The organism is Stappia sp., assembly GCF_040110915.1.
Taxonomy (GTDB): domain Bacteria; phylum Pseudomonadota; class Alphaproteobacteria; order Rhizobiales; family Stappiaceae; genus Stappia.
In genome coordinates this window covers 3,422,659-3,447,750 of the sequence record NZ_CP157793.1, presented here as the reverse complement: position 1 = coordinate 3,447,750, position 25,092 = coordinate 3,422,659, and the positions used below count along the sequence as shown (strand labels likewise).

The 25,092-nt window shown below is 68.5% G+C and carries 24 protein-coding genes and 1 tRNA gene; 12 read left to right on the top strand and 13 right to left on the bottom strand.

Going from position 1 to position 25,092, the window contains the following annotated elements:
• The first annotated feature begins 4 nt into the window (after positions 1 to 4).
• Positions 5 to 982: an alpha/beta hydrolase gene (locus tag ABL312_RS15390; protein WP_349358284.1), complete on the top strand. Its 978-nt coding sequence runs from the start codon at positions 5 to 7 to the stop codon at positions 980 to 982.
• Between the two features lie 45 nt (positions 983 to 1,027).
• Here the strand turns inward: ABL312_RS15390 and hisN are convergent, their stop codons facing one another.
• Positions 1,028 to 1,828: a histidinol-phosphatase gene (gene hisN / locus ABL312_RS15385; protein WP_349358283.1), complete on the bottom strand. Its 801-nt coding sequence runs from the start codon at positions 1,826 to 1,828 to the stop codon at positions 1,028 to 1,030.
• Positions 1,829 to 2,308: 480 nt separating this feature from the next.
• Positions 2,309 to 3,199, bottom strand: coding sequence for an N-formylglutamate amidohydrolase (locus ABL312_RS15380; RefSeq protein ID WP_349358282.1), 891 nt, complete (start codon positions 3,197 to 3,199; stop codon positions 2,309 to 2,311).
• 310 nt (positions 3,200 to 3,509) lie between these two features.
• Between ABL312_RS15380 and cpdR the strand changes: the two genes are divergently transcribed.
• The 5 genes from cpdR (at position 3,510) to ABL312_RS15355 (ending at position 6,663) form a co-directional block, all read left to right on the top strand.
• Positions 3,510 to 3,869 (top strand): cell cycle two-component system response regulator CpdR, encoded by a 360-nt coding sequence (gene cpdR, locus ABL312_RS15375; RefSeq protein ID WP_349358281.1) that lies wholly within the window; start codon positions 3,510 to 3,512, stop codon positions 3,867 to 3,869.
• Between the two features lie 282 nt (positions 3,870 to 4,151).
• Positions 4,152 to 4,226 (top strand) — tRNA-Val (locus ABL312_RS15370).
• A 297-nt stretch (positions 4,227 to 4,523) separates the two neighbouring features.
• Complete coding sequence (gene ykgO / locus ABL312_RS15365; protein ID WP_029059454.1) at positions 4,524 to 4,649, top strand: type B 50S ribosomal protein L36; 126 nt, start codon at positions 4,524 to 4,526, stop codon at positions 4,647 to 4,649.
• A 122-nt stretch (positions 4,650 to 4,771) separates the two neighbouring features.
• Positions 4,772 to 5,422: a tetratricopeptide repeat protein gene (locus ABL312_RS15360; RefSeq protein WP_349358279.1), complete on the top strand. Its 651-nt coding sequence runs from the start codon at positions 4,772 to 4,774 to the stop codon at positions 5,420 to 5,422.
• A 197-nt stretch (positions 5,423 to 5,619) separates the two neighbouring features.
• Positions 5,620 to 6,663, top strand: a complete 1,044-nt coding sequence (locus tag ABL312_RS15355; protein WP_349358278.1) for an alpha/beta hydrolase — start codon at positions 5,620 to 5,622, stop codon at positions 6,661 to 6,663.
• A gap of 17 nt (positions 6,664 to 6,680) precedes the next feature.
• Here the strand turns inward: ABL312_RS15355 and pyk are convergent, their stop codons facing one another.
• The 3 genes from pyk to ABL312_RS15340 all read right to left on the bottom strand — a co-directional run bounded on the left by pyk (position 6,681) and on the right by ABL312_RS15340 (position 9,985).
• On the bottom strand, positions 6,681 to 8,117 hold the full coding sequence (pyk, locus tag ABL312_RS15350; protein WP_349358277.1) for a pyruvate kinase: 1,437 nt from the start codon (positions 8,115 to 8,117) through the stop codon (positions 6,681 to 6,683).
• Positions 8,114 to 8,545, bottom strand: a complete 432-nt coding sequence (locus ABL312_RS15345; protein ID WP_349358276.1) for a DUF1036 domain-containing protein — start codon at positions 8,543 to 8,545, stop codon at positions 8,114 to 8,116. Before ABL312_RS15345 ends, pyk begins: the two co-directional genes overlap by 4 nt.
• A gap of 102 nt (positions 8,546 to 8,647) precedes the next feature.
• Entirely contained in the window at positions 8,648 to 9,985 is a 1,338-nt protein-coding gene (locus tag ABL312_RS15340; RefSeq protein WP_374730212.1) for a glycerate kinase, read from the bottom strand.
• A 221-nt stretch (positions 9,986 to 10,206) separates the two neighbouring features.
• Between ABL312_RS15340 and ABL312_RS15335 the strand changes: the two genes are divergently transcribed.
• From ABL312_RS15335 to ABL312_RS15320, 4 genes are all read left to right on the top strand, one after another.
• A complete protein-coding gene (locus tag ABL312_RS15335) occupies positions 10,207 to 11,022 on the top strand; it encodes an N-formylglutamate amidohydrolase (RefSeq protein WP_349358274.1) in 816 nt (271 codons plus the stop codon).
• A 62-nt stretch (positions 11,023 to 11,084) separates the two neighbouring features.
• Entirely contained in the window at positions 11,085 to 11,390 is a 306-nt protein-coding gene (locus ABL312_RS15330; RefSeq protein WP_349358273.1) for a DUF1244 domain-containing protein, read from the top strand.
• A 55-nt stretch (positions 11,391 to 11,445) separates the two neighbouring features.
• Positions 11,446 to 12,060, top strand: a complete 615-nt coding sequence (locus ABL312_RS15325; protein ID WP_349358272.1) for a glutathione S-transferase family protein — start codon at positions 11,446 to 11,448, stop codon at positions 12,058 to 12,060.
• Between the two features lie 151 nt (positions 12,061 to 12,211).
• Positions 12,212 to 12,475 carry a DUF2312 domain-containing protein gene (locus ABL312_RS15320; RefSeq protein WP_349358271.1) on the top strand — a complete coding sequence of 88 codons (264 nt, stop codon included), beginning with the start codon at positions 12,212 to 12,214 and terminating at the stop codon, positions 12,473 to 12,475.
• Between the two features lie 76 nt (positions 12,476 to 12,551).
• Here ABL312_RS15320 and ABL312_RS15315 read toward each other — a convergent pair whose 3' ends face one another.
• The 8 genes from ABL312_RS15315 to ABL312_RS15280 all read right to left on the bottom strand — a co-directional run bounded on the left by ABL312_RS15315 (position 12,552) and on the right by ABL312_RS15280 (position 21,002).
• Complete coding sequence (locus ABL312_RS15315; RefSeq protein WP_349358270.1) at positions 12,552 to 12,818, bottom strand: calcium-binding protein; 267 nt, start codon at positions 12,816 to 12,818, stop codon at positions 12,552 to 12,554.
• Positions 12,819 to 12,976: 158 nt separating this feature from the next.
• Positions 12,977 to 14,374, bottom strand: a complete 1,398-nt coding sequence (locus ABL312_RS15310) for an NAD(P)(+) transhydrogenase (Re/Si-specific) subunit beta (RefSeq protein ID WP_349358269.1) — start codon at positions 14,372 to 14,374, stop codon at positions 12,977 to 12,979.
• A 13-nt stretch (positions 14,375 to 14,387) separates the two neighbouring features.
• Positions 14,388 to 14,864 (bottom strand): proton-translocating transhydrogenase family protein, encoded by a 477-nt coding sequence (locus ABL312_RS15305; RefSeq protein ID WP_349358268.1) that lies wholly within the window; start codon positions 14,862 to 14,864, stop codon positions 14,388 to 14,390.
• Positions 14,865 to 14,874: 10 nt separating this feature from the next.
• On the bottom strand, positions 14,875 to 16,014 hold the full coding sequence (locus tag ABL312_RS15300) for a Re/Si-specific NAD(P)(+) transhydrogenase subunit alpha (RefSeq protein ID WP_349358267.1): 1,140 nt from the start codon (positions 16,012 to 16,014) through the stop codon (positions 14,875 to 14,877).
• Positions 16,015 to 16,105: 91 nt separating this feature from the next.
• Positions 16,106 to 16,390 (bottom strand): aa3-type cytochrome c oxidase subunit IV, encoded by a 285-nt coding sequence (locus tag ABL312_RS15295; RefSeq protein ID WP_349358266.1) that lies wholly within the window; start codon positions 16,388 to 16,390, stop codon positions 16,106 to 16,108.
• Positions 16,391 to 16,578: 188 nt separating this feature from the next.
• Entirely contained in the window at positions 16,579 to 17,964 is a 1,386-nt protein-coding gene (locus tag ABL312_RS15290) for an AarF/ABC1/UbiB kinase family protein (RefSeq protein ID WP_349358265.1), read from the bottom strand.
• Between the two features lie 189 nt (positions 17,965 to 18,153).
• The gene (locus tag ABL312_RS15285) at positions 18,154 to 19,125 is read right to left on the bottom strand and encodes a DUF3445 domain-containing protein (RefSeq protein WP_349358264.1); all 972 of its coding nucleotides are present in this window, start codon (positions 19,123 to 19,125) and stop codon (positions 18,154 to 18,156) included.
• An 11-nt stretch (positions 19,126 to 19,136) separates the two neighbouring features.
• Positions 19,137 to 21,002 (bottom strand): M3 family oligoendopeptidase, encoded by a 1,866-nt coding sequence (locus ABL312_RS15280; protein ID WP_349358263.1) that lies wholly within the window; start codon positions 21,000 to 21,002, stop codon positions 19,137 to 19,139.
• Positions 21,003 to 21,225: 223 nt separating this feature from the next.
• On the opposite strand from ABL312_RS15280, the gene ABL312_RS15275 reads away from it, so the two are divergent.
• Both ABL312_RS15275 and ABL312_RS15270 read left to right on the top strand, forming a co-directional pair.
• The gene (locus ABL312_RS15275; RefSeq protein ID WP_349358262.1) at positions 21,226 to 22,860 is read left to right on the top strand and encodes a sigma-54 dependent transcriptional regulator; all 1,635 of its coding nucleotides are present in this window, start codon (positions 21,226 to 21,228) and stop codon (positions 22,858 to 22,860) included.
• Positions 22,861 to 22,986: 126 nt separating this feature from the next.
• The gene (locus tag ABL312_RS15270; RefSeq protein WP_349358261.1) at positions 22,987 to 25,068 is read left to right on the top strand and encodes a L,D-transpeptidase family protein; all 2,082 of its coding nucleotides are present in this window, start codon (positions 22,987 to 22,989) and stop codon (positions 25,066 to 25,068) included.
• The last annotated feature ends 24 nt before the right edge of the window (positions 25,069 to 25,092 follow it).

Sequence of the window (25,092 nt, the reverse complement as noted above, 5' to 3'; positions counted from 1 at the left end):
CGCCATGGATCTCTTCGACCATCCCGACAATCCGGTGCCGGAGGGCGGCGTGTCCGCCATGGTCGAGACCGTCGACCGGGTGCGGCTGCGCACCGCGCGCTGGATGCCGACGCAAGGGCCCCTGCGCGGCACGGTGACCCTGCTCCAGGGACGGGCCGAGTTCATCGAGAAATACTTCGAGACCATCGTGGATCTGCGTGCCCGCGGTTTCGCCGTCGTCGCCTTCGACTGGCGGGGGCAGGGCGGATCGGACCGCCTGCTGCGCAATCGCCGGCGCGGCCATGTCGACGACTTCGCCGATTTCGTCGTCGATCTGGAAACCGTGCTGCAACGCATCAGCCTCGCCAAGCTGCCGGGTCCGCATACCGCGCTGGCACATTCCACCGGCTGTCTGGTGCTGCTTCTGGCCGCGCGCCGGCTGCGTACGCAGATCGACCGCGCGGTGCTCGCCGCGCCGCTGCTCGGCCTCGGCGAAGTGGGCCTGCCGCAGCGCTTCGTCTGCCCGCTCGCGGCCACGCTGTCGGCCATCGGCTTCGGCGCGGCCTTCGTGCCGGGGCAGGCCGGCAAGGTCCACATGCCCTTCGAGAACAACCCGCTGACCTCCGATCCGCTGCGCTTCCAGCGAAGCGAAACGGTGATGGCCGCCTGCGACCGGCTCGAGATCGGCGCGCCCACCGTCGACTGGCTGGCCGCCGCCTGCCGCGCCATGCGCCAGGTGTTCGATCCGCGCTTCGGCGCGACGATGCCGCTGCCGGTTCAGATCGTGGCGGCGGGGCAGGACCGGATCGTGTCGACGCGCGCGGCGGAGGCCTTCGCGCGGCAGACGCGGTCGGCCCGCTATCTCGAGATTCCGGGCGCGCGGCACGAGCTGATGATGGAGGACGACCTCTATCGCGATCAGTTCCTGGCGGCCTTCGATGCCTTCGTCGACGACTCCGCGCTCGACGATGGCGCGCGCACGCGCGGACGCGCGGTCGGCTAGGCCGCGCGACGCAGGGCCCGAAGTGCAGGGCCGGGATGCCGCGCCTCAGGTGCCGATGCGGGCGAGACGGGTCAGCATCGCGTCATGCAGGCGCGGGTCGCCGCTGGCGATGATATCCCCGCCGTCGTCCGGCGCGCCGCCGGTCCAGGTGGTGACCACGCCGCCGGCGCCTTCCACGATCGGCACCAGCGCGACGATGTCATAGGCCTGCAGGCCCGGCTCGATCACCAGATCGACGTGACCGGCCGCCAGCATGCAATAGCCGTAGCAATCCGTCCCGAAGCGCGCGGTGCGCACCGTCGCCTCGATCTCCTCGTAGACCGGGCATTGCGCGCCGGTGAAAAGGCGGGGATGGGTGGTGCAGAAAATCGCGTCCTCGAGCCGGTCGCAGGCGCGCGTGCGCAGGGCCGTCTCCCGGCCGTCGTACGTCCGCCAGGCGCGGGCCCCGTCGCCGTAGAAGCGCTCGCGCACGAAGGGCTGATCCATGACGCCGAGCACGGGCCGCCCGTTGCGCCGCAGCCCGATCAGCGTGCCCCAGGTCGGCAGGCCGCAGATGAAGGCGCGCGTGCCGTCGATGGGGTCGAGCACCCAGACATGCTCGGCGTCCAGCCGCGCCGGCCCGTGTTCCTCGCCGAGAATACCGTGGTCGGGCGCTTCCGCCTCGATGAGCGCGCGCATCGCCGCCTCGCCGGCGCGATCGCCGACAGTGACCGGATCGAACCCGTCGGCCAGCTTGTTGTCGACATCCAGATCCGCGCGAAAATGCGGCAGGATCGCCGCGCCGGCGGTATCGGCGAGACGGTCGGCGAAGGACAGGAGCGCGGCGGTATCGGTGTTGTCGGACATGCGTGAAATCCCATGAGGCGCGAAACGGACGTCGGGCGGGCGGTCGGGCGGACGGGAGGCGGACCAGAGGCTCGGACCTCCTTCTAGGCGGCAAGGGGGGAGGGCGTCGAGGCGAATGTGCCGGCCAGACGGCGCCCTCGGGCGATTTACCGAGCGGAACGAGCGACTTCAAGCCGTTGTTTTCCAGAGCGATATCGCCGAATGGGTGAAAAATCGACGCGTCGGAAGATCGGTTGTTATTGACTTTTGTGCGGTGCAATGCGATCTTTTGCATCGCGGCATGATCTTTCGTGTCGCACCGCCCTCCTTGGGCGTTTCCTCCCTAGACTCGGGCCGCCTCGCAAGAGTGCGGCCCTTTTTTCTGCGCTCCTGGTTTCTGCGCTTCTGGCGCTGCCGCCGGTCCCGGACCGACCTGCCGCCCGGGGCGATCCGGTGCGCGGGTTCGGGCCCGCGCCGGGGGGCGTCGTATCGGGCCTGTCCTTACTCGGCCGCGAGGGCGTCCGGGTAGAGCTCGGCGTCGGGGAGGGAGACGAGGGTTTCGGCGAAGCGGCGCAGATCCTCGCGCAGGGCGTCGAAGCCCGCATGACGTTCGGTGCGCGTTTCGTCCATGTAGAGCCCGCGGTTGATCTCCAGCTGGAGCGCGTGCAGGCCCTTGATCGGGCGGCCGTAATGCTCGGTGATGAAGCCGCCGGCATAGGGCTTGTTGCGGCTGACGCGATAGCCCATGCCGCGCAGCACCTCGGCGGCCGCATCGACCAGGGGGCCGGCGCAACTGGTGCCGTAGCGATCTCCGAGAATGAAATCCGGGCGCGGGCCGCCGTCGCTGCTGCGCACGGCCGAGGGCATGGAGTGACAGTCGACCAGCACCGCATAGCCGAAGCTGACGTGGGTTTCGGCCAGCAGCCGGCGCAGGGTCTGGTGATAGGGCTTGTAGATCGTTTCGATGCGGTCCAGTGCCTCGCGCACGCTCAGCCGGCCGCGATAGATCTCCTGGGCCTCGCCGACGACGCGGGCGATGGTGCCGAGACCGCCGGCGACCCGGATCGACCGGCTGTTGGCATAGGAGGGCAAGCGATCCTCGAACATCTTCGGGTCGAGTTCATAGGGCTCGCGGTTGACGTCGAGATAGGCGCGCGGGAAGCAGGCGCGCAGCAGCGGCGATCCCGTCGGCACGACGTGGGAGAACAATTCGTCGACAAAGGCGTCCTCGGAGCGGCGGATCGCGCCGCGATCGAGGCGGGAGGCGGCGAGGAACGTCTCGGGATAGTGCCGGCCGGAGTGCGGCGAATTGAACACGAAAGGCACGCGCTGCTCGGCCGGGCGCAGGACCTCGAACGCCTGCGTCTCCTCGAACCCGCTGACCACGTGCATGATGCGCACCCTCCGCCGAGATGCCGTTTGTTGTGTTTCACGCAGGCCACTCTGCCCCCGAATCGCGGTTAATGTCCACAATCGCCGTGGGAAAGACGAACGCGGGTCCTGGCACGGCGCGGTTTCACTGGATGTTTACGCCGGCCCGGCCTTATAAACAGCGAGGCAATGTGCCAAAACGGGACCGGCGCAGCGCCCTGAGCGGGCGCCCCGATCGGGTGCCCAGATCGGGTGTTGAGGGCGGGGACGCCCGGATCAGGCAGACCAGCCGCACGGCAAGATCGGGTGGCGAGCGGGACGGACGAGACGAATGACACGGATTCTACTTGCGGAAGACGACAACGACATGCGCCGCTTCCTGGCTAAGGCCCTGCAGAACGCGGGCTATGACGTCGTCTCCTTCGACAATGGCAAGAGCGCCTATGAACGCCTGCGCGAAGAGCCGTTTTCCCTGCTGCTGACCGATATCGTCATGCCGGAGATGGACGGCATCGAACTGGCGCGCCGCGCGACCCAGCTCGACCCGGATCTCAAGGTGATGTTCATCACCGGCTTCGCGGCGGTGGCGCTCAATCCGGATTCGCAGGCGCCGAAGGATGCCAAGGTGCTGTCCAAGCCCTTCCACCTGAAGGATCTCGTCAGCGAAGTGGAGCGGATGCTGGCCGCCTGATCCAGGCGCTTGGAAGCGAGATCGCGGGCAGCCGAGGCGCGGGCATCAAGCGACAGGCCCGTCTCGGTTTTCCACTGTCGGGCTCGCGCGGTGGCGGCGGGCGACAAAGTTTCAGAAGAGGGCTTGCGCCGGCCTGCGAGCTTCGGTATATCGCTTGCCACCGTCGCCGGCCACCCGGAACGGAACCGGACTTCCACCGCGATCCATGGTTGCGCGCAACCGAAGCATGAGATCGCGTCAGATCCGACAGGCAATACCGGCCACATCGGATCGTCAGGGTTCGGGCGTGTAGCTCAGCGGGAGAGCACTACGTTGACATCGTAGGGGTCACAGGTTCAATCCCTGTCACGCCCACCATTCCTTCCGTGCGCGGCCGATCAGAGCGCGCCGGAAGGAACGGCCCAAAGGCGCCTCGGCGCCGCCACGAAAATCGCAGCGGCCCAGTTGCCGCGACACTGACGCCCGCGATGCCCGGCATCGCAAAGACGATGCCCGCGGTGCCTTGCATCGCAAAGAAACGCCCGCGACGCCTGGCATCGCAAAGATGACGCCCGCGACGCCTGGCGTCGCAAAGAAACGCCCGCGATGCCTGGCATCGCAGAAAAACGAAAGGACGCCGCCGACAGCGTGGGTCCGTCGACGGAGACGAAGACGATGAAGATCAAGAATTCGCTGAAGGCGCTGATGGGCCGTCACCGCGACAACCGCATGGTGCGTCGCAAGGGCCGCGTCTACATCATCAACAAGAAGGCGCCGCGCTTCAAGGCGCGCCAGGGCTAAGCCGCGCAGCGCACCACGGCCTTCGGGTCGGCGGCGCGGCACCCGCGAACGCCTGCTTTTTCCGCCAGACCATTGACGACCGCGACCGGCGAGCCATACTCACCGGTATGCGGTCGTTTTTCGTGTTTGTCCTTCTGTGTCTCTCCGCTCCCGCCCTCGCCCAGGGCGGGCCGCCCGGCGTCATGCCGCCGGACGAGGGGCCGCCGGCGCTCGACGATCTTGGCGAGAGCGTGCTTCCCGAAGCCGATGGCCAAGAGGGCGCCCGCCCGGCGATCGCGCCCGAGGACGACGCGGCCAGCGAACTCGATGCCCTGTTCGAACGGCTGCGCACAGCCGAGGATCCGGCCGAGGCCAAGCCCGTGGTCGCCGACATCCAGCGCCGCTGGATGCGCTCGGGCAGCGCCACCGTCGATCTGCTGATGACGCGGGCCGGGACGGCGATGCAGGCGCGGGACCTGGGGCTTGCGCTCGACCTTCTCGACATGGTCACCCGTCTTGCGCCGGACTATCCCGAAGGCTGGAACCGCCGCGCCACGGTCCTCTACCTGAAAGAGGACTTCGGGCGCGCGCTGGTCGACATCGAGCGGGTGCTGGCGCTGGAGCCCCGACACTGGGGGGCGATGTCCGGGCTCGCGATCATCCTGCGCCGGGTCGGGCGCGACGAGGACGCCATCGCGACGTTCCATCAGATCCTGAAAATCCATCCAATGAGCGAGCACGCGCGTAAATCTCTCGAGACGCTTGCCGCCGAGTCGGCCGGCTCGCCCACGTGATAGCCGGACGCGCGTCCGTCGGTCCCGATGCTTGCCTCTGACGTTTGTGTCTGACGCTTGCCCCTGACGTTTGCAGGCGGGGCCGGGTCGCGTCATGCGACCGCAGTGACCGCAGTCCCCGCGTTGCAAGAGCGGCCGGCCGTGCGTCGGCGGCCCGCTGCATCACCCCACCGGAGAGGTTCGCCATTTCCCGCCCCATGACTGTCGTTCTCCTGTTCCTGGCCTTCACGGGCGTCGTTGTCGCCGCGCTGGCGGCCTACTCCCAGGTGCTGCGCGCGCGGGCCGAGGCGCAATTTCCGCCGGTCGGCGAAATGCGCGCGGTCGACGGCGTGCGTCTGCATTACGTCGATCACATCCCGCCGGGCTGGCAGGCCGGCGATCCGGTTCTCGTCTTCGTGCACGGTGCGAGCGGCAATCTGCGCGATCCGCGCATGGCGTTCTTCGATGCCCTGTCGCAGCGCCACCGGCTGATCTTCGTCGACCGGCCGGGACACGGCTATTCCGAACGCGGCGGTGGAGAGGCGCACAGTCCCGCGCGACAGGCGGATCTGATCCTCGGTCTCCTGCGGGCGCTCGACCTGCGCGACGCGGTTGCCGTGGGGCATTCCTGGGGCGGATCGGTGGTCGCGCAGATGGGGCTGAAGGCGCCGGACCTGGTGCGCGGGCTGGTGTTCGTGGCGCCGGCGACCCATCCCTGGCCAGGCGGGGTGAACTGGTACTACGACCTGGCGGCGCTTCCGGTGATCGGACCGCTGTTCACGCATACGCTGGCGCCGCCGGTGGCCGCTCTGGTCGCGCCGGCGGCGATCTCCAACGTGTTCCTGCCCGAGGCCGCGCCGGAGAATTACGACACGCGGATCGCGTTGCCCCTGCTGTTCCGGCCCGACAGCTTTCTCGCCAATGCGCGCGACGTGGCCCGTCTGAAGCCCGAAGTGGCGAAGGCCGCGCCGCGCTACGGCGAGATCCGCCAGCCGGCGGCGGTCATCACCGGCGACAAGGATACGGTGGTCTATCCCGACATCCACTCCGCCGGTCTCGTCCGGGACCTGCCCAATGCCTGGCGCGTGGATCTCGAGGGCGCGGGACACATGCCCCATCACACGCGCACCGGGCGGGTGGTTCGGGAGATCGAGGCGGTGATCGCGGCGACGCGGTCGCGTCGTCCGGGGCCGGAGGCGGTCGGAAGCACGACATCCGACGATGCGCCCGCAACCGGGACGCAGGGCGCGCGCGGCGGTTGACGCCGCGCGGGGGCGTTTCAGATACCGCCGCGCCCGTCGCTGCCGACGAAGGCGATCCGCAGCATGTTGGTCGCCCCCGGAGTGCCGAAGGGAACGCCCGCCGTGGTGATGATCCGCTGGCCCGGCCGCGCGAATTCCTCCTCGAAGGAAATCCGGCAGGCCCGGTTGACCATGTCGTTCTCGTCGCGGGCGTCGTCGCTGACCACGCAGTGAAGACCCCAGGCGAGCGCGAGGCGGCGTGCGGTGGCGATCACCGGCGAGATCACGATCACGGGCACGGCGGGGCGTTCGCGCGCCGCGCGCAGGCCGGTCGCGCCCGATGTGGTGTAGCAGACCACGGCGGCGAGGTTCAGCGTCTCGGCGATCTGGCGGGCGGCGGCGGCGATGGCGTCGGCGCCGGTGGGCTCCGGCTCCTGGCGCTGCGCCTGGATGATCGCCCGGTGGTTCGCGTCGCGTTCGACCTCGCCGGCGATGCGGTTCATGGTTTCCACCGCCTCGACCGGAAAGTCGCCGGCCGCCGATTCGGCGGAGAGCATGACCGCGTCCGCGCCCTCGAACACCGCGGTTGCGACGTCGGAGACCTCCGCGCGGGTCGGCACGGGGGAATGGATCATCGATTCCAGCATCTGGGTCGCGACGACGACCGGCTTGCCCGCCCGCCGGCAGGCGCGCACGATCTGCTTCTGCAGGCCCGGCACGCGCTCCAGCGGCATTTCGACGCCGAGATCGCCGCGCGCGATCATCAGCGCATCCGACAGGTCGATGATCTCGCCGAGCCGTTCGATGGCCTGCGGTTTTTCGATCTTGGCCAGGATGCCGGCGCGGCCCCGGGTGATCTTGCGCACCTCGGCGAGATCGTCCGGGCGCTGGATGAAGGACAGGGCGATCCAGTCGACGTTGGCGGCCAGAGCCGCGTCGAGGTCCTTGCGGTCCTTGGGCGTCAGGGCGCCGACCGGGATCTCGCTGTCGGGAACGCTGACGCCCTTGCGGTTCGACAGCCGTCCGCCGACCTCGACCCGCGTTTCGGCGTGGGTCGCGTCGCAGGCGACGACGCGCAGGCGGATCTTGCCGTCGTCGAGCAGCAGCCGGTGGCCGGGCTCCAGCGCTTCCAGGATCTCGCGATGCGGCAGGTGCACGCGCCGGGCGTTGCCCGGCGTCTCGTCGCTGTCGAGGGTGAAGGTTGCCCCGTTCTCCAGTTCGACCGCGCCGTCCTCGAAGGTGCCGACCCGCAGCTTCGGTCCTTGCAGATCGGCGAGGATGCCGATCGGGCGCCCGACCTTCAGCTCAAGGTCCCGGATCGCCGACACGAGCGTGTTCAGACGCGCATGGTCCGCATGGCTCATGTTGATGCGGAAGACGTCGGCGCCGGCGTTGAAGAGCTTTTCGATGGTGGAGGGGTCGGAAGAGGAGGGTCCCAAGGTTGCCAGTATCTTGACCCGCCTGTCTCGCTTCATCGTCCACCTGTTCCTGTTTGCACCGGTTCCGTGAGCTGGACCGTCCAGCTGCTCTGTTCGCCCGTGTCGATCTCGAAGAAGCCGGTGCGCTCGAAGCCGCGTGCGACGCAGTCCTCGATGCCCCGGATCGTGAATTCCTTTTCGCGGGTGCACATGAAGGCGCGACCGCCCCATTCCCCGAACTGGTCGTAGTCGACCGCATAAATGTAATAGTAGCGCGACACCAGATCGCCGGTGACCAGCGTCTCGCAGGAACTCGCGGGCAGGTTCCACCAGCCCTCGGTCACCCATTCGTCGCTGTCGCGATAGCCGATGGCAACGCCGACCTGACTTTCGGTCTTGTTGCACAAGCGGAGTTCGGCCTGCGCCGGCGAGGCGGAAAGAATGGAAAAGCCCACCGAGGGCACAATCGCCAGGGCGAGAAGCACCCCGGCACGTCGTAGCGATGCAGTCGCCAAAGTGCGCCCCTGCCTTGCGGCTTTCATCTTCATGCGATCACTCGTGCCACGCCCCTGCGCCGCACCTTATGGCTACACGTCTTCCGGCTTGTCAATGATGACAGCCCTGAAGTCGTTGACGTTGGTGTAGGTCGGGCCGGTTCGAAGCAGATCCCCGACGCCTTCGAAAAACCCCGTACTGTCGTTTCTCGCTAAAAATACGGCGGCATCATGACCCTGCGCCCGGCCCCGGCTAAGGGTCGTCGCGTCGACAAGCGCGCCGGCCGGATCGTCGGCGGCCCCCGTGCCGCCATCTGTTCCGTCGGTGTCGCCGGCAAGCCCCGCGATGCCCCGCTCTCCGTCGAGCGCAAGCGCGAGGGCCAGGGCGTATTCCTGGTTGGGGCCGCCGCGCCCGTCGCCGGTGAGGGTCACGGTCAGTTCTCCGCCCGAGAGAAGCACCGCGCGCCGGCCGGCGCGGGCCAGCGCGACGGCCTGCGCCGCGTGGTCGGCGGCCACCTCCCGGGCCTCGCCTTCCAGGCTGTCGCCGAGCAGGATCGGTTCGTAGCCGCGCTCCCGCGCGATCTCCGCCGCCGCCTCGAGCGAGGCCTGGGGGCGGGCGACGAGCCGGTAGGTGCAAGTCTCGAAGGCCGGATCGCCCGGCTTGGGCGTCTCGTTCGCCGGATCGTCGAGTGCCCGGCGCACGCTTTCCGGCGCCTGCGGAACGTGGCGCGCGAGGATCGCGCGGGCGTCGGCCAGCGTGGTCGGATCGGCAACCGTCGGCCCGGAGGCGATGGCGGCGGGATCGTCGTGCGGCACGTCGGAAATCGCCAGTGTCGTCATCGGAACCCGTCGGCCGTCTTCGGCGCGGCCGCGCGCGGCCGCGAGCCGGCCACCCTTGATGCGCGACAGGTGGCGGCGCAGCGTGTTGATCTCGTCGATCGTCGCGCCGGACTTCAGCAGCGCGCGGGTGACCGCCTGCTTGTCGGCCAGCGTCACGCCGTCGACCGGCGCGACCCAATTGGCCGAGGCGCCGCCCGACAGCAGCACAACGATGCGGTCCTGCGGCCGGGCCGAGGCCGCGAGCTCGAGAAGGCGCTGCGTGGCCGCGACCCCGGCCGCATCGGGCACCGGGTGTCCCGCTTCCACGACCTCCAGATGGCGCAGGGGCCGGGCGTAGCCGTGCCGGGTGATGCACAGCCCGGCAAGGCGCTCTGCCGGCAGGCCGATTCCGTCCAGATAAGCGGCTTCCGCGACCTGCATCATCGCGCCCCCGGCCTTGCCGCCGGCCAGCAGGAGAATGCGTCCCCCGGCGTCCGGTTCGGGAAGATGCGGGGGCAGGCAGATCTCGGGGCGCGCGGCGTCGACGGCGGCATCGAACATCCGGCGCAAATCGTCTCGGAGCGTCGGGGTGGCGGGAGGGGAGGCGGTGATCATCGAGAAAGGGAGTGCCCGGGCGGGGGTGACTGTGGGAACGCGGATCTGCGCGTCATGCTCGCAAGGCGAGAGCCTACGGGATCGCGGTCGTCATGTCTTGCCGCGCCGCAACAAATCGCGCCACCCCGGACGGACGCGGGTCGCGTGGCCCGCGCCGGGCCTGGAACGGGCGTCGAGCCCCTTGCGCTCCGGGGGCGCTCTGCCCCATATCCACGGCCATGATCACGTCGTCTTCCCTCCCGCCCGCGCTCTCGCCCGACGATACGCCGGTCGAGCGCATTTCCGGCGACCCGGCCTGCGGGTTGCTGATCCTGTGCGATCATGCGAGCAATGCGCTGCCTTCGGCCTATGGCACGCTCGGTCTGCCGCCGGGCGAACTCGACCGGCATATCGGTTACGACATCGGCGTGCGCGCGCTGACCCATGCGCTCGCCCGTGCCTTCGGCGCGCCGGCGGTGCTCAGCACCTATTCGCGGCTGCTGATCGACCCCAACCGGGGCGAGGACGATCCGACGCTGATCATGCGCCTGTCCGACGGCGCGGTGGTGCCGGGAAATGCCCGTCACGACGCGCGCGAGCGGGCCCATCGCCTGGCCACCTATCACGCGCCCTATCATGGTGCGATCGCGACGGCGATCGACGCAGCACTCGCCGCCGGGCGCCCGCCCGCGATCCTGTCGATCCACAGCTATACGCCGGTGTGGAAGGGCGTGCCGCGCCCCTGGCACGCCGGCATCCTGTGGGACCAGGACCCGCGTTTCGCCGTTCCTCTGCGCGAGGCGCTGGCCGCCGATCCGGGTCTGGTTGTCGGCGACAACGAGCCCTACGACGGGGCCTTGCGCAACGACTGCATGTACCGGCACGGTACGGCGCGGGGGCTCGCCCATGCGTTACTGGAGGTGCGTCAGGACCTGATCGGCGACGCGGCCGGCGTCGACGCCTGGGCCGCGCGGCTGACGCCGGTGATCCGGCAGGTGCTCGACGCGACGCCGGACCTGCATGCGATCCGTCATTTTGGATCGCGCACCGATTGACGGCCGGAGGGCCTGCCCGCCCGGCCGGCCACAGTTACACGACATCAGCAAGGAGCCAGACCATGAGCAACATCGACGATGCCACCCGGACCGAACTGGAGGCCGCCGCCTTTCGCCGCCTCGTGTCGCATCTGCGCAACCGCACGGACGTGCAGAACATCGACATGATGAATCTCGCCGGTTTCTGCCGCAATTGCCTGTCGAACTGGTACATGGACGCGGCCCGGGAGAAGGGCGTCGACCTCGACAAGGACGGCGCGCGCGAGATCGTCTACGGCATGCCCTACGCGGAGTGGAAGGCGACCTATCAGACCGAGGCGAGCGCCGAACAGCAGGCCGCCTTTGAAAAGGCCAGGCCGCACGACTGACCGGTCCGCGCGCCGGCGCCGGGAAACCTCTGGTCCAGGAAGAAGGAGCAGTTGAGTGGCCGATCTCGTTCTCTATGGTCATCCGGATTCCGGTCATGCCTGCAAGGTCGCGCTGGCGCTCTCTTTGGCGCGGCTCGCCCACACGCGCGTTTGGGTCGACATCTGGGCCGATCCCGCCACGCGCCCGGCGGCGTTTCTGGCGGCGAGCCCGCTTCGCGAGGTGCCGCTGCTCACCATCGACGGCGTTCCCCACACGCAATCCGGTGCCATTCTGCTCGAGATCGCGACCCGGTTCCGATGCCTGGGCGGCGAGGATCGCGCCGCGTTGCGCCGGGCGCGCGAATTGCTGATGTGGGAGGCGAACCGGATCGGCATGTGCCTTCCGCAACTGAAGGAAGCCCGGCGTGTGAAGGGGGAGGGGTTTGCGCCCGGTGTGGTCGACTGGTTGCGCAATCGCTATGCCACCGACGCGGAGAATTTCGGTGTACTGCTTGGGGATAAGCCTTTTTTTCACGGCGATGAACCGGGCATCGGGGACTGTGCGATCTGGGGCTATACCCAGTGGCTTGCCGAGGCCGGCGTTGCGCCCACCGACCAAATGCTTGGGTGGCTTGAGAGAATGCGGGCGCTCGACGCGATGAAGGCGCCCGACGCCTTCTTTCCCGGCTGATCCGACAGGTGTCTATCGACTTCTGCGTCGCTGTTCCGTTTTCGTTCTTGCGTCTTGAAAACGGAGCGGATTTGGCGCAAGACACAAGCCCTGTGCGCGTCCGCGCGGCGCTCCACATCCAGATTCTTCAGTGCATCAAGGAGATTTCGAAATGTCCGATCCAGGCGGCGTTGCCGGCGATCAGTTGCGCGCTTTCGTGGAGCGCATCGAGCGTCTCGAGGAAGAAAAGAAGGTCATCGCCGACGATATCAAGGACGTCTATGCCGAAGCCAAGGGCAACGGTTTCGACATCAAGATCCTGCGCAAGGTGATCTCGCTTCGCAAGAAGCAGCCGCATGAGCGCGAGGAGGAGGACGCGATCCTCGACCTCTACATGCACGCCCTCGGCATGACGGGCCCGGCGAACGACGCCTGAGGTTTCCGGCGATTGCTGGTTGACTGAGAAACCCGGCATGCGGTCCCGCGTGTCGGGTTTTTTCGTCCCGCCCGGGCTATCTGTTGCAGCCGATGTCCCTGAGGATCGCCTCGACCTGGCGGCGTGTCGAGCAGACGTTCTCGCAAGGGATGCCGTCACCGTCACCGTCCGCGCGGCCGTAGCCGGAACACCACAGGATCACCGCCGATCGGCAGTCGGGCATCTGCCTGCAGGTCAACCCGCGGCGCGCCTGCACCGCCATCGCCTGCGAATCGGCGAGCGGCGTGACCGGAGCGCCAGGTCCAAGCGCGCCCAACAGACATATCGTTGTCAGCACCGTCATTGTCGTCTCCCGCCCCATGGAACCTTGGTTCCGGCGGCGGTGCCACCAATCCGGTGCAACCGGGAATTGACGAGAGCACGAAGGCAAAACGAAAACGGCGCGCCCCGGGGCGCGCCGTTTGTGTTCGTGGCTGTATGACCTTGAAGGAGCGAGGCCGATCAGATCGACTTCACGATCTCCTCGGTCATCTTCTTGGCGTCGCCGAAGAGCATCATCGTCTTGTCCAGGAAGAACAGCTCGTTCTGGATGCCGGCATAGCCGGAGCCCATGCCGCGCTTGACGAAGAGCACCGTGCCGGCCTTGTCGACGTCGAGGATCGGCATGCCGTAGATCGGCGATTGCGGATCGTCGCGCGCCGCCGGGTTGGTCACGTCGTTGGCGCCGATGACATAGACCACGTCGGCCTGCGAGAACTCGGAGTTTATGTCCTCCAGCTCGAAGACCTCGTCATAGGGCACCTGCGCCTCGGCGAGCAGCACGTTCATGTGGCCCGGCATGCGCCCGGCGACCGGGTGGATGGCGTATTTGACCTCGACGCCCTCCTCCTTGAGCACGTCGGCCATCTCGCGCAGGGCATGCTGCGCCTGGGCGACCGCCATGCCGTAGCCCGGCACGATGATGACCTTGCCGGCGTTCTTCATGATGAAGGCCGCGTCCTCGGCCGAGCCCTGCTTGACCGGGCGTTCCTCGCCGTCGCCGCCGGCGGCCGTGACGGAGTCGCCGCCGAAGCCGCCCAGGATCACCGAGATGAACGAGCGGTTCATGCCCTTGCACATGATGTAGGACAGGATCGCGCCCGACGAGCCGACCAGCGCGCCGACGACGATCAGCGCCATGTTGCCGAGCGTGAAGCCGATGCCGGCCGCCGCCCACCCCGAGTAGGAGTTGAGCATCGACACGACGACGGGCATGTCGGCCCCACCGATGGGGATGATGATCAGGCCGCCGAAGATCAGCGACAGGATCACGATCATCCAGAACACCGTGTGGCTTTCGCTCTGCACGAAGACGAAGATCAGCAGCACGATGAGCGCCGCCAGACCGCCGTTGATGTAGTGGCGCATCGGCAGCATGATCGGCGCGCCGGACATGCGGCCGTCGAGCTTGGCGAAGGCGATGACCGAGCCGGTGAAGGTGATCGCGCCGATGGCGACGCCGATCGACATTTCGATCAGGCTGACGGCCTTGATCGCGCCGACCGTGCCGATGCCGAAGGCGCCCGGCGAATAGAGCGCGCCGGCCGCGACCATCACCGCGGCCATGCCGACGAGCGAGTGGAAGGCAGCGACGAGCTGCGGCATGGCGGTCATCGGCACGCGCTTGGCGATCACCGCGCCGACGCCGCCGCCGAGCGCGAGGCCGGCGATGATCATCAGCAGGCCGCCGGCGCCGGGGGCGGCGGTCAGCAGCGTGGTGCCGATGGCAATCGCCATGCCGACCATGCCGTAGGTGTTGCCCTGGCGCGAGGTTTCCGGGCTCGACAGCCCGCGCAGCGCCAGGATGAAGAGAACGGCCGAAATGACGTAAAGGACGGCCGTGACGTTGGCGGATAGCATGTGTCCGGCCTCCTTATTTCTGTTTCTTCTTGTACATGGCGAGCATCCGTTGGGTGACCAGGAAGCCACCGAAGATGTTCACCGATGCCATGATCAGCGCGAGGAAGCCGAAACCGCGGGCATAGCCCGCGCCCTCGGCCGCCAGGTCCACGCCGACGGCGAGCAGGGCGCCCACCACGATCACCGAGGAGATCGCGTTGGTCACCGACATCAGCGGGGTGTGCAGGGCCGGGGTCACCGACCACACCACGTAGTAGCCGACGAAGATCGCCAGCACGAAGATGGTGAACTGGAAGACGAACGGATCGATCGCCCCGCCGGTGGCGGCGGAGGCGGCGGCGGCGAGCGTGTCGCCCATGCCGCCGGCGAGCTGATCGGCATAGCCTTGCGCCGCGTCGGCCGCCGCCTGGGCGGCGTCGGCCGCCTCGCGGGCGGTTTCCGCGGCCGCCTGCGCGCGCTCGAGCGTTTCGGATGCGCTGAGTTCGGACATTGGGGCCCCCTTATTCGGTTTCCGGCGCGAAGGCCGGGTGCACCACCTGGCCGTCGCGGGTCAGGACGGTGGCCTTCACCAGCTCGTCGTCCCAGTTGACCTTGAGCGCCTTGGCCTCCTTGTCGACCATGGTCTCCAGGAAGGCCGCGAGGTTCTTGGCGTAGAGCAGCGACGCGGAGGCCGCGATGCGCCCGGAGACGTTGAGGTGACCGATGATCTTCACCTCGCCCGCCTTGGCGATCTTGCCGGGCTTGGCCCCCTCCACGTTGCCGCCGCGCTCGACCGCGAGATCGACGATCACCGAGCCCGGCTTCATCGAGGCGACCATGTCCTTGTTGATGAGCCTGGGCGCGGGGCGGCCGGGGATCAGCGCCGTTGTGATGACGATGTCCTGCTTGGCGATGTGGGACGCGACCAGTTCGGCCTGCTTCTTCTTGTACTCGTCCGACATTTCCTTGGCGTAGCCGCCGGCGGTTTCCGCCTGCTTGAACTCCTCGTCCTCCACCGCGATGAACTTGGCGCCGAGCGATTCGACCTGTTCCTTGGCGGCCGGACGCACGTCGGTGGCGGTGACGACCGCGCCGAGACGGCGCGCGGTGGCGATCGCCTGTAGGCCGGCGACGCCGGCGCCCATGACGAAGACGCGCGCGGCCGGAACCGTGCCGGCCGCCGTCATCATCATCGGCATGGCCCGGTCGTATTCCCCGGCCGCGTCGATCACCGCCTGATAGCCGGCGAGGTTCGCCTGGGAGGACAGGACGTCCATGACCTGGGCGCGGGTGATGCGCGGCATGAACTCCATCGCGAAGGCGGAGATGCCGGCCGCGCCCATGGCCTTGACCGCGTCCTCGTGGCCGTAAGGGTCCATGGATCCGATGACCAGCGCGCCCTTCTTGATCAGCTTGAGCTCATCGTCGTTGGGACGGCGCACCTTGAGCACGACATCGGCGTCGGCCATGGCGGTCTTGGCGTCGGCGGCGATCGTCGCGCCGGCGGCTTCGTAATCGGCGTCGAGCAGGCGCGAGAGCTGACCCGCCCCCTTTTCGACGGCGACGTCGAAACCGAGCGCCACGAATTTCTTGACGGTGTCGGGCGTGGCGGCGACACGCGATTCTCCTGCCTCGCTCTCGCGGGGCACTGCGAGTTTCATGAACTGTCTCCTCCCGGTCGGAATTCGCTGCGTCTTGCGCGGTTACATGCGCTGTCTCGGGGACGGGTGAAATCCGTCGCGATCGTCCGGATCAAGTGGCCGTCAGAATGGCGACGAGGCCGGCCAGCACGGTCACGCCGGTGGACGGGATCCAGCCGCGCTCGCCCATGAACAGGCCGATGCCGCCGACGAGGATGGTCAGGAACAGCAGCACCGCGCCGAAGAAACCGCCCGCTCCGCCGCCGAAGGCGAACAGGATAAGGCACAGCATCACGTTGATGGCGGCGACGATGCCGATCTTGGAAACATTGATGAAGCCGGCATAGGTGCGCTCGTGCTCGGCATAATCCATGCTCGGAAGTGACTGGTCAGACATGGCTCCCCCTCTACGGTGGCTCGGATACTCAGTTTCGCGTACTTATATCAGCTAAGCCCGTCTCGGCAACGCGCAGTTTCGCAGCGTTCGCGCCGACGGGAGGTGCGATTTGTCATGCCCGGCGATGACGCGCGGGCCGCGCGGCGCGCCCGCGGGCGAAGCGGCCCGTACCGCCCCCCGCGCCAGCCTCAGGCCGCCAGCCCCGCGGCACCCAGCACGTCCGACTGGCGGCGCGCGACCGTGCTCGTCTCGAAATTCTCGATCTGCTCGTTGAACAGGCGGTAGAAGTTCAACTCGGCGCGCAGATGCAGAAAGACGCCGCCAAGGCCGATCGCGGCGCGGTCCATGAACACGAATTCGCGCGGCACGGTGACCGGGCCCTTTTCCTTCAGCGCCTGATGCACGCGGAAGGCCTCGCGGCGCCCGTATTCGGCCGGTTTGACGCCGTCGGCGATGGAGCGCACCCGGTCGCTCAGGAGCGGGTCGTAGATGAAGCGCGCCCAGATGTTGAGGATCTCGATCAGCTCCTTCGTCAGCCCCTTGAAGCCCCAGCGCTCATAGGCCGAAACGATCAGCGCGTCGTCGTCGGAAAGCAGCCCGCGGTAGAGATCGACAACGCCTGCGACGAATTCCGGCGGGAAGACGCGGATGCAGCCGTAGTCGAGCAGATTGATCCCCGCCGGTGTCCCGCCGCGCGCGTCGCCGTCTTCCTCGAAGACCGTGTAATTGCCCAGATGCGGATCGCCGTGGATCATCCCGTAGTGGCTGAAAGGGTGCCACCAGGCGCGGAACATCACCTCCGCCAGCCGGTTGCGGTCCTCCAGCGGGTGCTCCTTGTAGCTCAGCAGCGGCGCGCCTTGCAGCCAGCCCATCGTCAAGAGCCGCCCGGTCGACAGGTCGTCGTGGACATGCGGCACGCGGATGCGCGGCTCGTCGGCGAAGATCGTGCGATAGGCGCAGGTGTGGCGCGCCTCCCGGGCGTAGTCGAGTTCCTCGCGCACGCGCTCGCCGATCTCCACCGCGATCTCCCGGGTGTCGATGGCCGGGCGCATCCGCCGATGCACGGAAAACAGCCAGGCGAGCTGTTTCAGATCCGCTTCCACGGCCGAGGCCATGTCCGGGTACTGCAGCTTGCAGGCGAGCGGCGCGCCCTCCAGCGAGGTGGCCCGATGCACCTGGCCGAGCGAGGCGGCGGCCGCGGGCGTCTTGTCGAAGTCCTGGAAGCGGGACTGCCAGTCGCGGCCGAGCTCCGCCGACATGCGCCGCTTGACGAAGGCCCAGCCCATGGGCGGCGCATCCGACTGCAATTGCGCCAGTTCGGCGGCATATTCCGGCGGGATGGCGTCGGGAATGGTGGACAGCAGCTGCGCCACCTTCATCAACGGTCCCTTGAGGCCGCCAAGGGCGGCGGCGAGCTCCGCCGCCTGCTTCTCGTTGTCGACCTCGAAGCCGAAGACGCGCGCGCCGGCGAGCTTGGCGGCGATGCCGCTCATGTTGGCGCCGACGCGGGCATAGCGCCCGAAGCGGGCGGAGGCCCGGTTCTTCTCGCGGTCGCGTGGCGGGGATGTCGACATGGCGGCGGGTCCTGTCTGAGGCGTGCGTCAAGGGCGTGGGGCGAACGGCGTGGGGTGTGCGGCAGGCGGGTCGCGCCCGCTCCGGTCGCCCCGTTTACGTCGGGACGACTATAGCGGATCGCCGCGCCGGGAGCAGGGGCGGCAGGGGTGACGCAGGGTCGCGGCGGTGCGTTCCGGGGCGCGGCGGGGTCATCCGGCCAGCGCGCCCAGAAGGGCCGCGACCCGGTCCCGCGCGCCGGTCAGCCCCTTGTAGGCGAGCTGATCGGCGTCGAGCGCGAGCAGCTGATCGCGCAGACCGGCGGCGAGCCGCGCGCCGTCGGGATGCGCCGCGAAGGCGGCGACCGGGTCGTGGTGGACCTTGATGGTGAAGAGGATATCGCCGCTCGCGGGCAGTCGGCGCAGGGTCTGGCGCTCCACCCGCACATGCAGGCCGCCGGTCGGATCGTTCGCCGTCTCCAGCGCGTCGGCGTTCACCCGGTGCGGGTCGGTGGCGGAGGCGTCGAGCGTCTTGGGGTGCGGGTGGTGCAGCTCGGCGTCGGAATAGAGCGACCAGTTGAGCCGCCAGGACGGGCGCTCGACGGCGAGATTGTCGAAGATGCGCGCGACCATCGGGCCCATGCGTCCGTCGTTGAAGCCGGGCACGGCGGTATGGATGTCGTGCATCGACCGGCCGAATTTCTCGGCGAGCGACCAGGACGAGGGAAAGCACAGCACCGCCGCCGCGATCCGGTAGCCGTCCGCGCCCTTTCGCATCAGGACGAGATCTTCCTGCACGAGGCGCGCGGCCAAGAGCAGCGGTGCATCCGCGATATCGCCGGCAGGGTAGCTGCGCCCCGTCGCGGTCAGCCGGATCGTGTCGCCATCGCGCACATAGAGATCGGGAAAGCGGTCCGGCAGATAGGCGAGGAGCATGTCCAGCACCTCGCGCTGGGCGTCTTGCGTGCCCTCTTCGGCGAGAAAGACCGGCACGTCGGTGCCGCCGGCGAGCAGCCGGTCCTTCTCGGCCATGTGCCGGGCGAAATGTGCGTCCGGTTCGATCCACTCCGCCGGATCGAGCGGGGCGAGACCGACCGTGAAGGGCCGCGCCGATCCGTCGTAGGGAGTGTGACGGAAGGGCGGGCCCTCGGCAGCGATGTCGATCCGGTCGCGCGTTTCGCTCATGCCCCGTCCCGTCAGCCGTCCATACGGTCGATCTCGTCGATGAAGCCGGAGATGACCGACAGGCCCTTGTGCCAGAAGGCGGGGTCCGTCGCGTCGAGCCCGAAGGGCGCCAGCAGCTCCGAATGGTGCTTGGTGCCGCCGGCCGCCAGCATGGCGAAATACTTGTCCTGGAAGCCCTCTTCCGCGTCCTCATAGACCGCGTAGAGCGAGTTCACCAGGCAATCGCCGAAGGCATAGGCATAGACGTAGAAGGGCGAATGGATGAAATGCGGAATGTAGGTCCAGAAGGTCTCGTAGCCCGGGCCGAAGCGCACCGCCGGGCCGAGGCTCTCGCCCTGCACCGACATCCACAGCTCGCACAGCTGGTCGGCGGTCAGTTCGCCCTCGCGCCGCGCGGCATGCACCTTGCGCTCGAAGGTGTAGAAGGCGATCTGGCGCACCACCGTGTTGAGCATGTCCTCGACCTTGCCGGCCAGCAGGATCTTGCGTTTCTCCGCCGTTTCGGCCTCCGCCAACAGCGTCTTGAAGGTCAGCATCTCGCCGAAGACGCTCGCGGTCTCGGCCAGCGTCAGCGGGGTCGGGGCCATCAGCGCGCCGTTCGGCGCGGCCAGCACCTGATGCACGCCGTGGCCGAGCTCATGCGCGAGCGTCATCACGTCGCGGGTGCGGCCCTGGTAGTTCACCAGCACGTAAGGGTGGGCGCTCGGCACCGTGGGATGGGCGAAGGCGCCCGGCGCCTTGCCCGGGCGGGCCGGGGCGTCGATCCAGTTCTTCGAAAAGAAGTCGCCGGCGATCTCGGCCATCTTCGGCGAGAAGCGACCATAGGCGCCGAGCACCAGATCGCGGGCCTCCGTCCAGGGGATCTTGCGCGTGTCGGCCAAGGGCAGCGGCGCGTTGCGGTCCCAGTAGTCGAGCGTATCGGAACCGAACCAGCGCGCCTTCATGCCATAGTAGCGGTGCGACAGCTTGGGATAGGCATCGCGCACGGCGGCGACCAGCGCGTCGACCACCTCGCGTTCCACCCGGTTGGCGAGGTGGCGGCTGTCGGCGATGTCCTCAAAGCCGCGCCAGCGGTCGGAGATCTCCTTGTCCTTGGCCAGCGTGTTGGTGATCAGCGTGAAGGTGGAGAGGTTCTCCTTGAAGGTCGCCCCCAGCGCTTCGGCCGCCTGCCTGCGGGTCGCGCCGTCCGCGTCCTGCAGCAAGGTCAGCGTCGGTTCGAGCGGCAGCCGCTCGCCCTTCACGTCGAAGCGAAGGCCGGCCATCGTCTCGTCGAACAGCCGGTTCCAGGCGGCGGCGCCGCTCACCGACTTTTCGTGAAAGAGCTGCTCGATGCGGTCCTCGAGCTGATAGGGGCGCGCCTTGCGGATGTCGTCGAGCCACGGGCGGTAGTGGCCGAGCGCCGGATCGTCGGCGGCGGCGTCGAGCACCGCGTCGTCGATGCGGTTCAGCTCCAGCGTGAAGAAGAGCAGATGCGTGCTGGCCGTCGTCAGCTTCTCGTTGATGTCGCCGTAGAACTTCTGCCGGACGGGGTCGGTGGTGTCCTCGGTGTAGAACAGGCCGGCGAAGGAGCCGATCCGTCCCATCAGGTCGTCGAGCGCCTCCATCTCGCGGATCGCTGCGGCCAGCTCCGCGCCGGAGCGTTTCGCCATTTCCTCCAGCTTGCCCTTGTAGCGCGTCTCGAAGGCCTCGGCCTCGCGGGCCGCGCGCGCCAGATCCTCGGCAAGCGCCGGCGCGTCATGGGCGGGATAGAGATCGGCGAGGTTCCATTCCGGCAGGGGGCCCAGATCGGTGTCCGGGGCCGCGCCCGCGGAGGCCGGGGCATGGGCCGGTCCGCGCGCGGCGATGTGGTGGGCGAGAGGGAGGCTTTGATACGTCATTCGGGCTCCGGCAATCGTGTGGACAATGTCCGTGGCGCAGGGAACGCGGCGCGCAAGGTCGGCGCGTGTGTCGTCGTGCTTCTATCTTGGACAGTGTGGCCCGTCCCGCAAGGGCCCTCGTGTCCGCCAGGCGGGCATCGGGACATGGACGGTTTGTTAACTGCCGCAAGGCTAGCGTGACCCGAATTGAAACAGGTCGAACGCCAAGAGGTCCCGACCCGGCATGATTCCCCCCAGCGGACGCATTCTCATCGCCGACGACGATCCGGTCCAGCGCCGGCTTCTGGAGGCGGCGGTCACCCGTTTCGGCTATCGCGCACGCACGGTCGAGAACGGCGCGGAGGCGGTGGCGCTGCTCTGCGGCCCCGACGGTGCGGAGATCGACCTGCTGATCCTCGATCTGGTCATGCCCGAACTCGACGGCATGGGCGTGATCGCCCGCCTGCGCGAAAAGAAATCCACGATCCCGATCATCGTCCAGACGGCGCATGCGGGCATCGATGCGGCGGTCAACGCGATCCGCGCCGGGGCACAGGACTTCGTGGTCAAGCCGGTGGCGCCCGAGCGCCTGGAAGTGGCGATCCGCACCTTCATGAAGATGTCGGCGCTGGAAGGCGAGATCTCGCGCATCCACAAGCAGACCAGCGGGACCTTCTCCTTCGACGACATCGTCACCCGCTCGGAGGCGATGGAGCGGGTGATCCGCATCGGCCGGCGGGCGGCCAATTCGCAGATCCCGATCCTCATCGAGGGCGAATCGGGGGTGGGCAAGGAACTGATCGCCCGCGCCATCCAGGGCACCAGCGAACGCCGGGCCAGGTCCTTCGTCACCGTCAATTGCGGCGCGATCCCCGAGCACCTGGTGGAATCGATCCTGTTCGGTCACGAGAAGGGCGCCTTCACCGGCGCCGTCGACAAGCACGTCGGCAAGTTTCAGGAAGCCCATGGCGGCACGCTGTTCCTCGACGAGGTGGGCGAGCTGTCGCCCGACATCCAGGTGAAGCTGCTGCGCGCCCTGCAGGAGGGGGAGATCGACCCGATCGGCGCCAAGCGCCCGGTGAAGACCGATTTCCGCCTGATCTCGGCGACCAACCGGCGGCTGATCGATCTGGTCAAGGACGGGCGCTTCCGCGAGGATCTCTACTACCGCCTCAACGTCTTCCCGATCTGGCTGCCCCCCTTGCGCGACCGGCGCGAGGACATTCCCGACCTCGTGCGCCATTTCCTGGCGCGTTTCGCGGCGGAGGAGGGGCGGCCGCACATTACCTCCGTCGCGCCGGACGCCATCGCGCTTCTGACGCGCTACGACTGGCCGGGCAACATCCGGCAGCTGGAAAACGCGGTGTTCCGCGCGGTGGTGCTGTGCGAGGGCGATCACCTGAGCGTCGACGATTTTCCGCAGGTTGTCGCCAGTCTCGGCGGCGCGGAGGCACGAGCGGGCTCGCGCGGTCCGCACAGCGCTCCTTCGCCCGGGATCCCGGGCCCGGCCGTCCCGGCACAGCCGCAAGCGGAGAGCGCGACGGTGCGGGAGCGCGACGAGGCCCCCGACGAGAGCCCTGACGAGAGCCCCGACGAGGCGTCTCTGTTCGACGACGCGGCGCGCGGGACGGATGCGTCCGCGCAGGATGACGACGCGGGCGATCCCGCGCCTTTCGGATTTCTGCGCTGTCTCGACGATCGCGGTCACATCCGTTCGCTGGAGGCGGTGGAGGCGGACATGATTCGTGCGGCCATCGAGCACTACGGCGGGCGCATGACGGAGGTGGCGCGCCGTCTGTCGATCGGCCGCTCCACGCTCTACCGCAAGCTGAAAGACTATGACCTCGATGCAACAGACGACCGCGAGGCGGCCGAATAGCGGGTCTTTCACCGGCGCGTGACTTGCAAAGCCGGCGCGCTCGGGTCTTGTTAACCATGAGCAGCTTAGCTTTCGACGGCGGCTCCGCGACGGGTGCGGGGCCCCGAACAACAGGATTCGTCGGTCATGCGCCTCTTCTCCGCTCCGTTCCGCCCGCATCGCGCCGGCCGCCGCTGCGCGCTGCTGTGCGCCGCCGCCCTGCTGGCCGCGACGAACGTGATGCCGGCGGCCCTCGCCGCGACGCAGGCCGACGCGGCGGAGACGGCGGCCGCCACGGCGCCGGCCGCGCCGCTGGAAAACACGGAGCTGCGCGCGCTCCTCACGCAAAGGACGGGCCGGGACGATCCGGATGCGGCACGCGGCACCCTCACGCCCGAACGTGTCGAGGCGCTTGCAAGTTTTTATGAAACGCGGGCCTTCGACCCGGTCTGGGTGCGTGACGGCGCGCCGACACTTGCCGCCTACCGCCTGATCGGGCGGCTCGAGCAGGCCGCGCGCGACGGTCTGAAGCCGCGGGACTATGCGCTGCCGGAGGATCTCGCGGGCATGGTCGGCCGGTTCGATGCGCGCAAGGCGGCGCGCTTCGAGCGAGCCCTTTCGGCGGCGCTGGTCGCCTATGCCGACCATGCGCAGGCCGGCCGCATCGCGCCGTCGAGCCTGTCGAAATACATCACCGCCAAGCCGGAGCGTCCCGACCCGGCGCAGGTTCTGGCGCGGCTTGCCGTGAGCGCGGACCCGGTCGCAGCGCTGGACGGTTTCAATCCGCCGCATGCCGGGTTTCAGGCGCTGAGGGCCAAGCTTGCGGAGCTGACCCGCCCCGGCGCGCAGGCGGACAAGCCGCCGGTGGTGCCGGGCGGCAAGATCCTGAAGGAGGGGGTGCGCGACGCGCGCGTCGCCATCCTGCGCGATCGGCTCGGCCTGACGCCGGACACGCCGGATCCGGTGAACGCGACGGACCCGGCGGATGGCTCGCCCCGGATCGCGGCTGCGGACGCCGATGCGGTCCACGCCGGCGAAACAGAGACCTCCGCCGCCGAAACACCGGCTGACGACGCGACGGCGGCAGAAGAGGCCGCCGAGGCAACTGCGGTCGAGGCGGCTGCGGACCCGGCTGCTGCCGACACGGCGGCCGGTCCTCAGGCGGACACGGTCGATCCGGAGTTGTTCGATGCCGCGCTCAAGGAGGCGGTGCTTGCCTTCCAGACGGAAAACGGGCTGCATGCCGACGGCATCGTCGGGCCGCGCACCCTGCTGGCGCTCAATGCGGTTGCCGATGACGGGATGGCGGTGTCGGACATCGTCGCCAACATGGAGCGCTGGCGCTGGCTGCCGCGCGACCTGGGCGCCTTCCACGTCAAGGTGAACATTCCCGAGTTCAAGGTGCGCATCCTGCGCGACGGGGAGGTGGTGCACGAAACGCGCGTGGTGGTGGGCAAGCCGTCCAACCAGACGCCGGTGTTCTCCGACGAGATCGACCATCTGATCGTCAATCCCTACTGGAACGTGCCCTATTCGATCGCCTCGCAGGAGCTGCTTCCCTCGATCCAGGCCAATCCAACCGGATATATGGCGCGGCGCAACTACGAGGTGCTGGCCGGCGGGCGCGTCGTCAGTCCGGCGTCGGTCGACTGGCAGTCGGTGAACCTGCGCTCGGTGCGCATCCGCCAGCGGCCCGGCGCCGGCAACGCGCTCGGCAAGATCAAGTTCATGTTCCCCAACCGCCACTCGGTCTATCTGCACGACACGCCGTCGAAGAGCCTGTTCGGCCGCTCGAGCCGTGCCTTTTCGCACGGCTGCGTGCGTGTGCAGGATCCGTTCGACTTCGCCGACGCGCTGCTGCAGCTCGACCCGCAGTGGGACAAGGCGGCGCTCCAGCGGCTGTTCGGTCCCAACGAGCGGCGGGTGAACCTGGAGCGTCCGGTGCCGGTGCATCTGACGTATTTCACCGCCCATGTGGATGCGGCCGGCAAGCTGCAGCGCCGGCCCGACATCTACGGGCACAACGCGCGGCTGACCAAGGCGCTGGAGATCGAGGGCTGGCAGGAGTGGCAGCGCTTTGCCGTGGCCGCGCCCGTCCAGCGCACGCGCAGCCCCGCGCGCCCGGCGGCAACGGCGGCGGCCGACACGCGCGAGGTGCTGAACGTGCGCGAGCAGCGGGCGCGAACCTTCCGCCTGCGGCAGCGCGGTTCCAACGATCTCTATCGCTGACGTTTCTGCCTTGCGTCGAATGTG

What these genes read in the sequence shown, in the direction of transcription:
- ABL312_RS15390 (WP_349358284.1), top strand. Translation starts at nt 5, where the DNA reads ATGGATCTCTTCGACCATCCCGACAATCCGGTGCCGGAGGGCGGCGTG.
- hisN (WP_349358283.1), bottom strand. Translation starts at nt 1,828, where the DNA reads ATGTCCGACAACACCGATACCGCCGCGCTCCTGTCCTTCGCCGACCGT.
- ABL312_RS15380 (WP_349358282.1), bottom strand. Translation starts at nt 3,199, where the DNA reads ATGCACGTGGTCAGCGGGTTCGAGGAGACGCAGGCGTTCGAGGTCCTG.
- cpdR (WP_349358281.1), top strand. Translation starts at nt 3,510, where the DNA reads ATGACACGGATTCTACTTGCGGAAGACGACAACGACATGCGCCGCTTC.
- ykgO (WP_029059454.1), top strand. Translation starts at nt 4,524, where the DNA reads ATGAAGATCAAGAATTCGCTGAAGGCGCTGATGGGCCGTCACCGCGAC.
- ABL312_RS15355 (WP_349358278.1), top strand. Translation starts at nt 5,620, where the DNA reads ATGACTGTCGTTCTCCTGTTCCTGGCCTTCACGGGCGTCGTTGTCGCC.
- pyk (WP_349358277.1), bottom strand. Translation starts at nt 8,117, where the DNA reads ATGAAGCGAGACAGGCGGGTCAAGATACTGGCAACCTTGGGACCCTCC.
- ABL312_RS15335 (WP_349358274.1), top strand. Translation starts at nt 10,207, where the DNA reads ATGATCACGTCGTCTTCCCTCCCGCCCGCGCTCTCGCCCGACGATACG.
- ABL312_RS15330 (WP_349358273.1), top strand. Translation starts at nt 11,085, where the DNA reads ATGAGCAACATCGACGATGCCACCCGGACCGAACTGGAGGCCGCCGCC.
- ABL312_RS15320 (WP_349358271.1), top strand. Translation starts at nt 12,212, where the DNA reads ATGTCCGATCCAGGCGGCGTTGCCGGCGATCAGTTGCGCGCTTTCGTG.
- ABL312_RS15315 (WP_349358270.1), bottom strand. Translation starts at nt 12,818, where the DNA reads ATGACGGTGCTGACAACGATATGTCTGTTGGGCGCGCTTGGACCTGGC.
- ABL312_RS15310 (WP_349358269.1), bottom strand. Translation starts at nt 14,374, where the DNA reads ATGCTATCCGCCAACGTCACGGCCGTCCTTTACGTCATTTCGGCCGTT.
- ABL312_RS15305 (WP_349358268.1), bottom strand. Translation starts at nt 14,864, where the DNA reads ATGTCCGAACTCAGCGCATCCGAAACGCTCGAGCGCGCGCAGGCGGCC.
- ABL312_RS15300 (WP_349358267.1), bottom strand. Translation starts at nt 16,014, where the DNA reads ATGAAACTCGCAGTGCCCCGCGAGAGCGAGGCAGGAGAATCGCGTGTC.
- ABL312_RS15295 (WP_349358266.1), bottom strand. Translation starts at nt 16,390, where the DNA reads ATGTCTGACCAGTCACTTCCGAGCATGGATTATGCCGAGCACGAGCGC.
- ABL312_RS15290 (WP_349358265.1), bottom strand. Translation starts at nt 17,964, where the DNA reads ATGTCGACATCCCCGCCACGCGACCGCGAGAAGAACCGGGCCTCCGCC.
- ABL312_RS15285 (WP_349358264.1), bottom strand. Translation starts at nt 19,125, where the DNA reads ATGAGCGAAACGCGCGACCGGATCGACATCGCTGCCGAGGGCCCGCCC.
- ABL312_RS15280 (WP_349358263.1), bottom strand. Translation starts at nt 21,002, where the DNA reads ATGACGTATCAAAGCCTCCCTCTCGCCCACCACATCGCCGCGCGCGGA.
- ABL312_RS15275 (WP_349358262.1), top strand. Translation starts at nt 21,226, where the DNA reads ATGATTCCCCCCAGCGGACGCATTCTCATCGCCGACGACGATCCGGTC.
- ABL312_RS15270 (WP_349358261.1), top strand. Translation starts at nt 22,987, where the DNA reads ATGCGCCTCTTCTCCGCTCCGTTCCGCCCGCATCGCGCCGGCCGCCGC.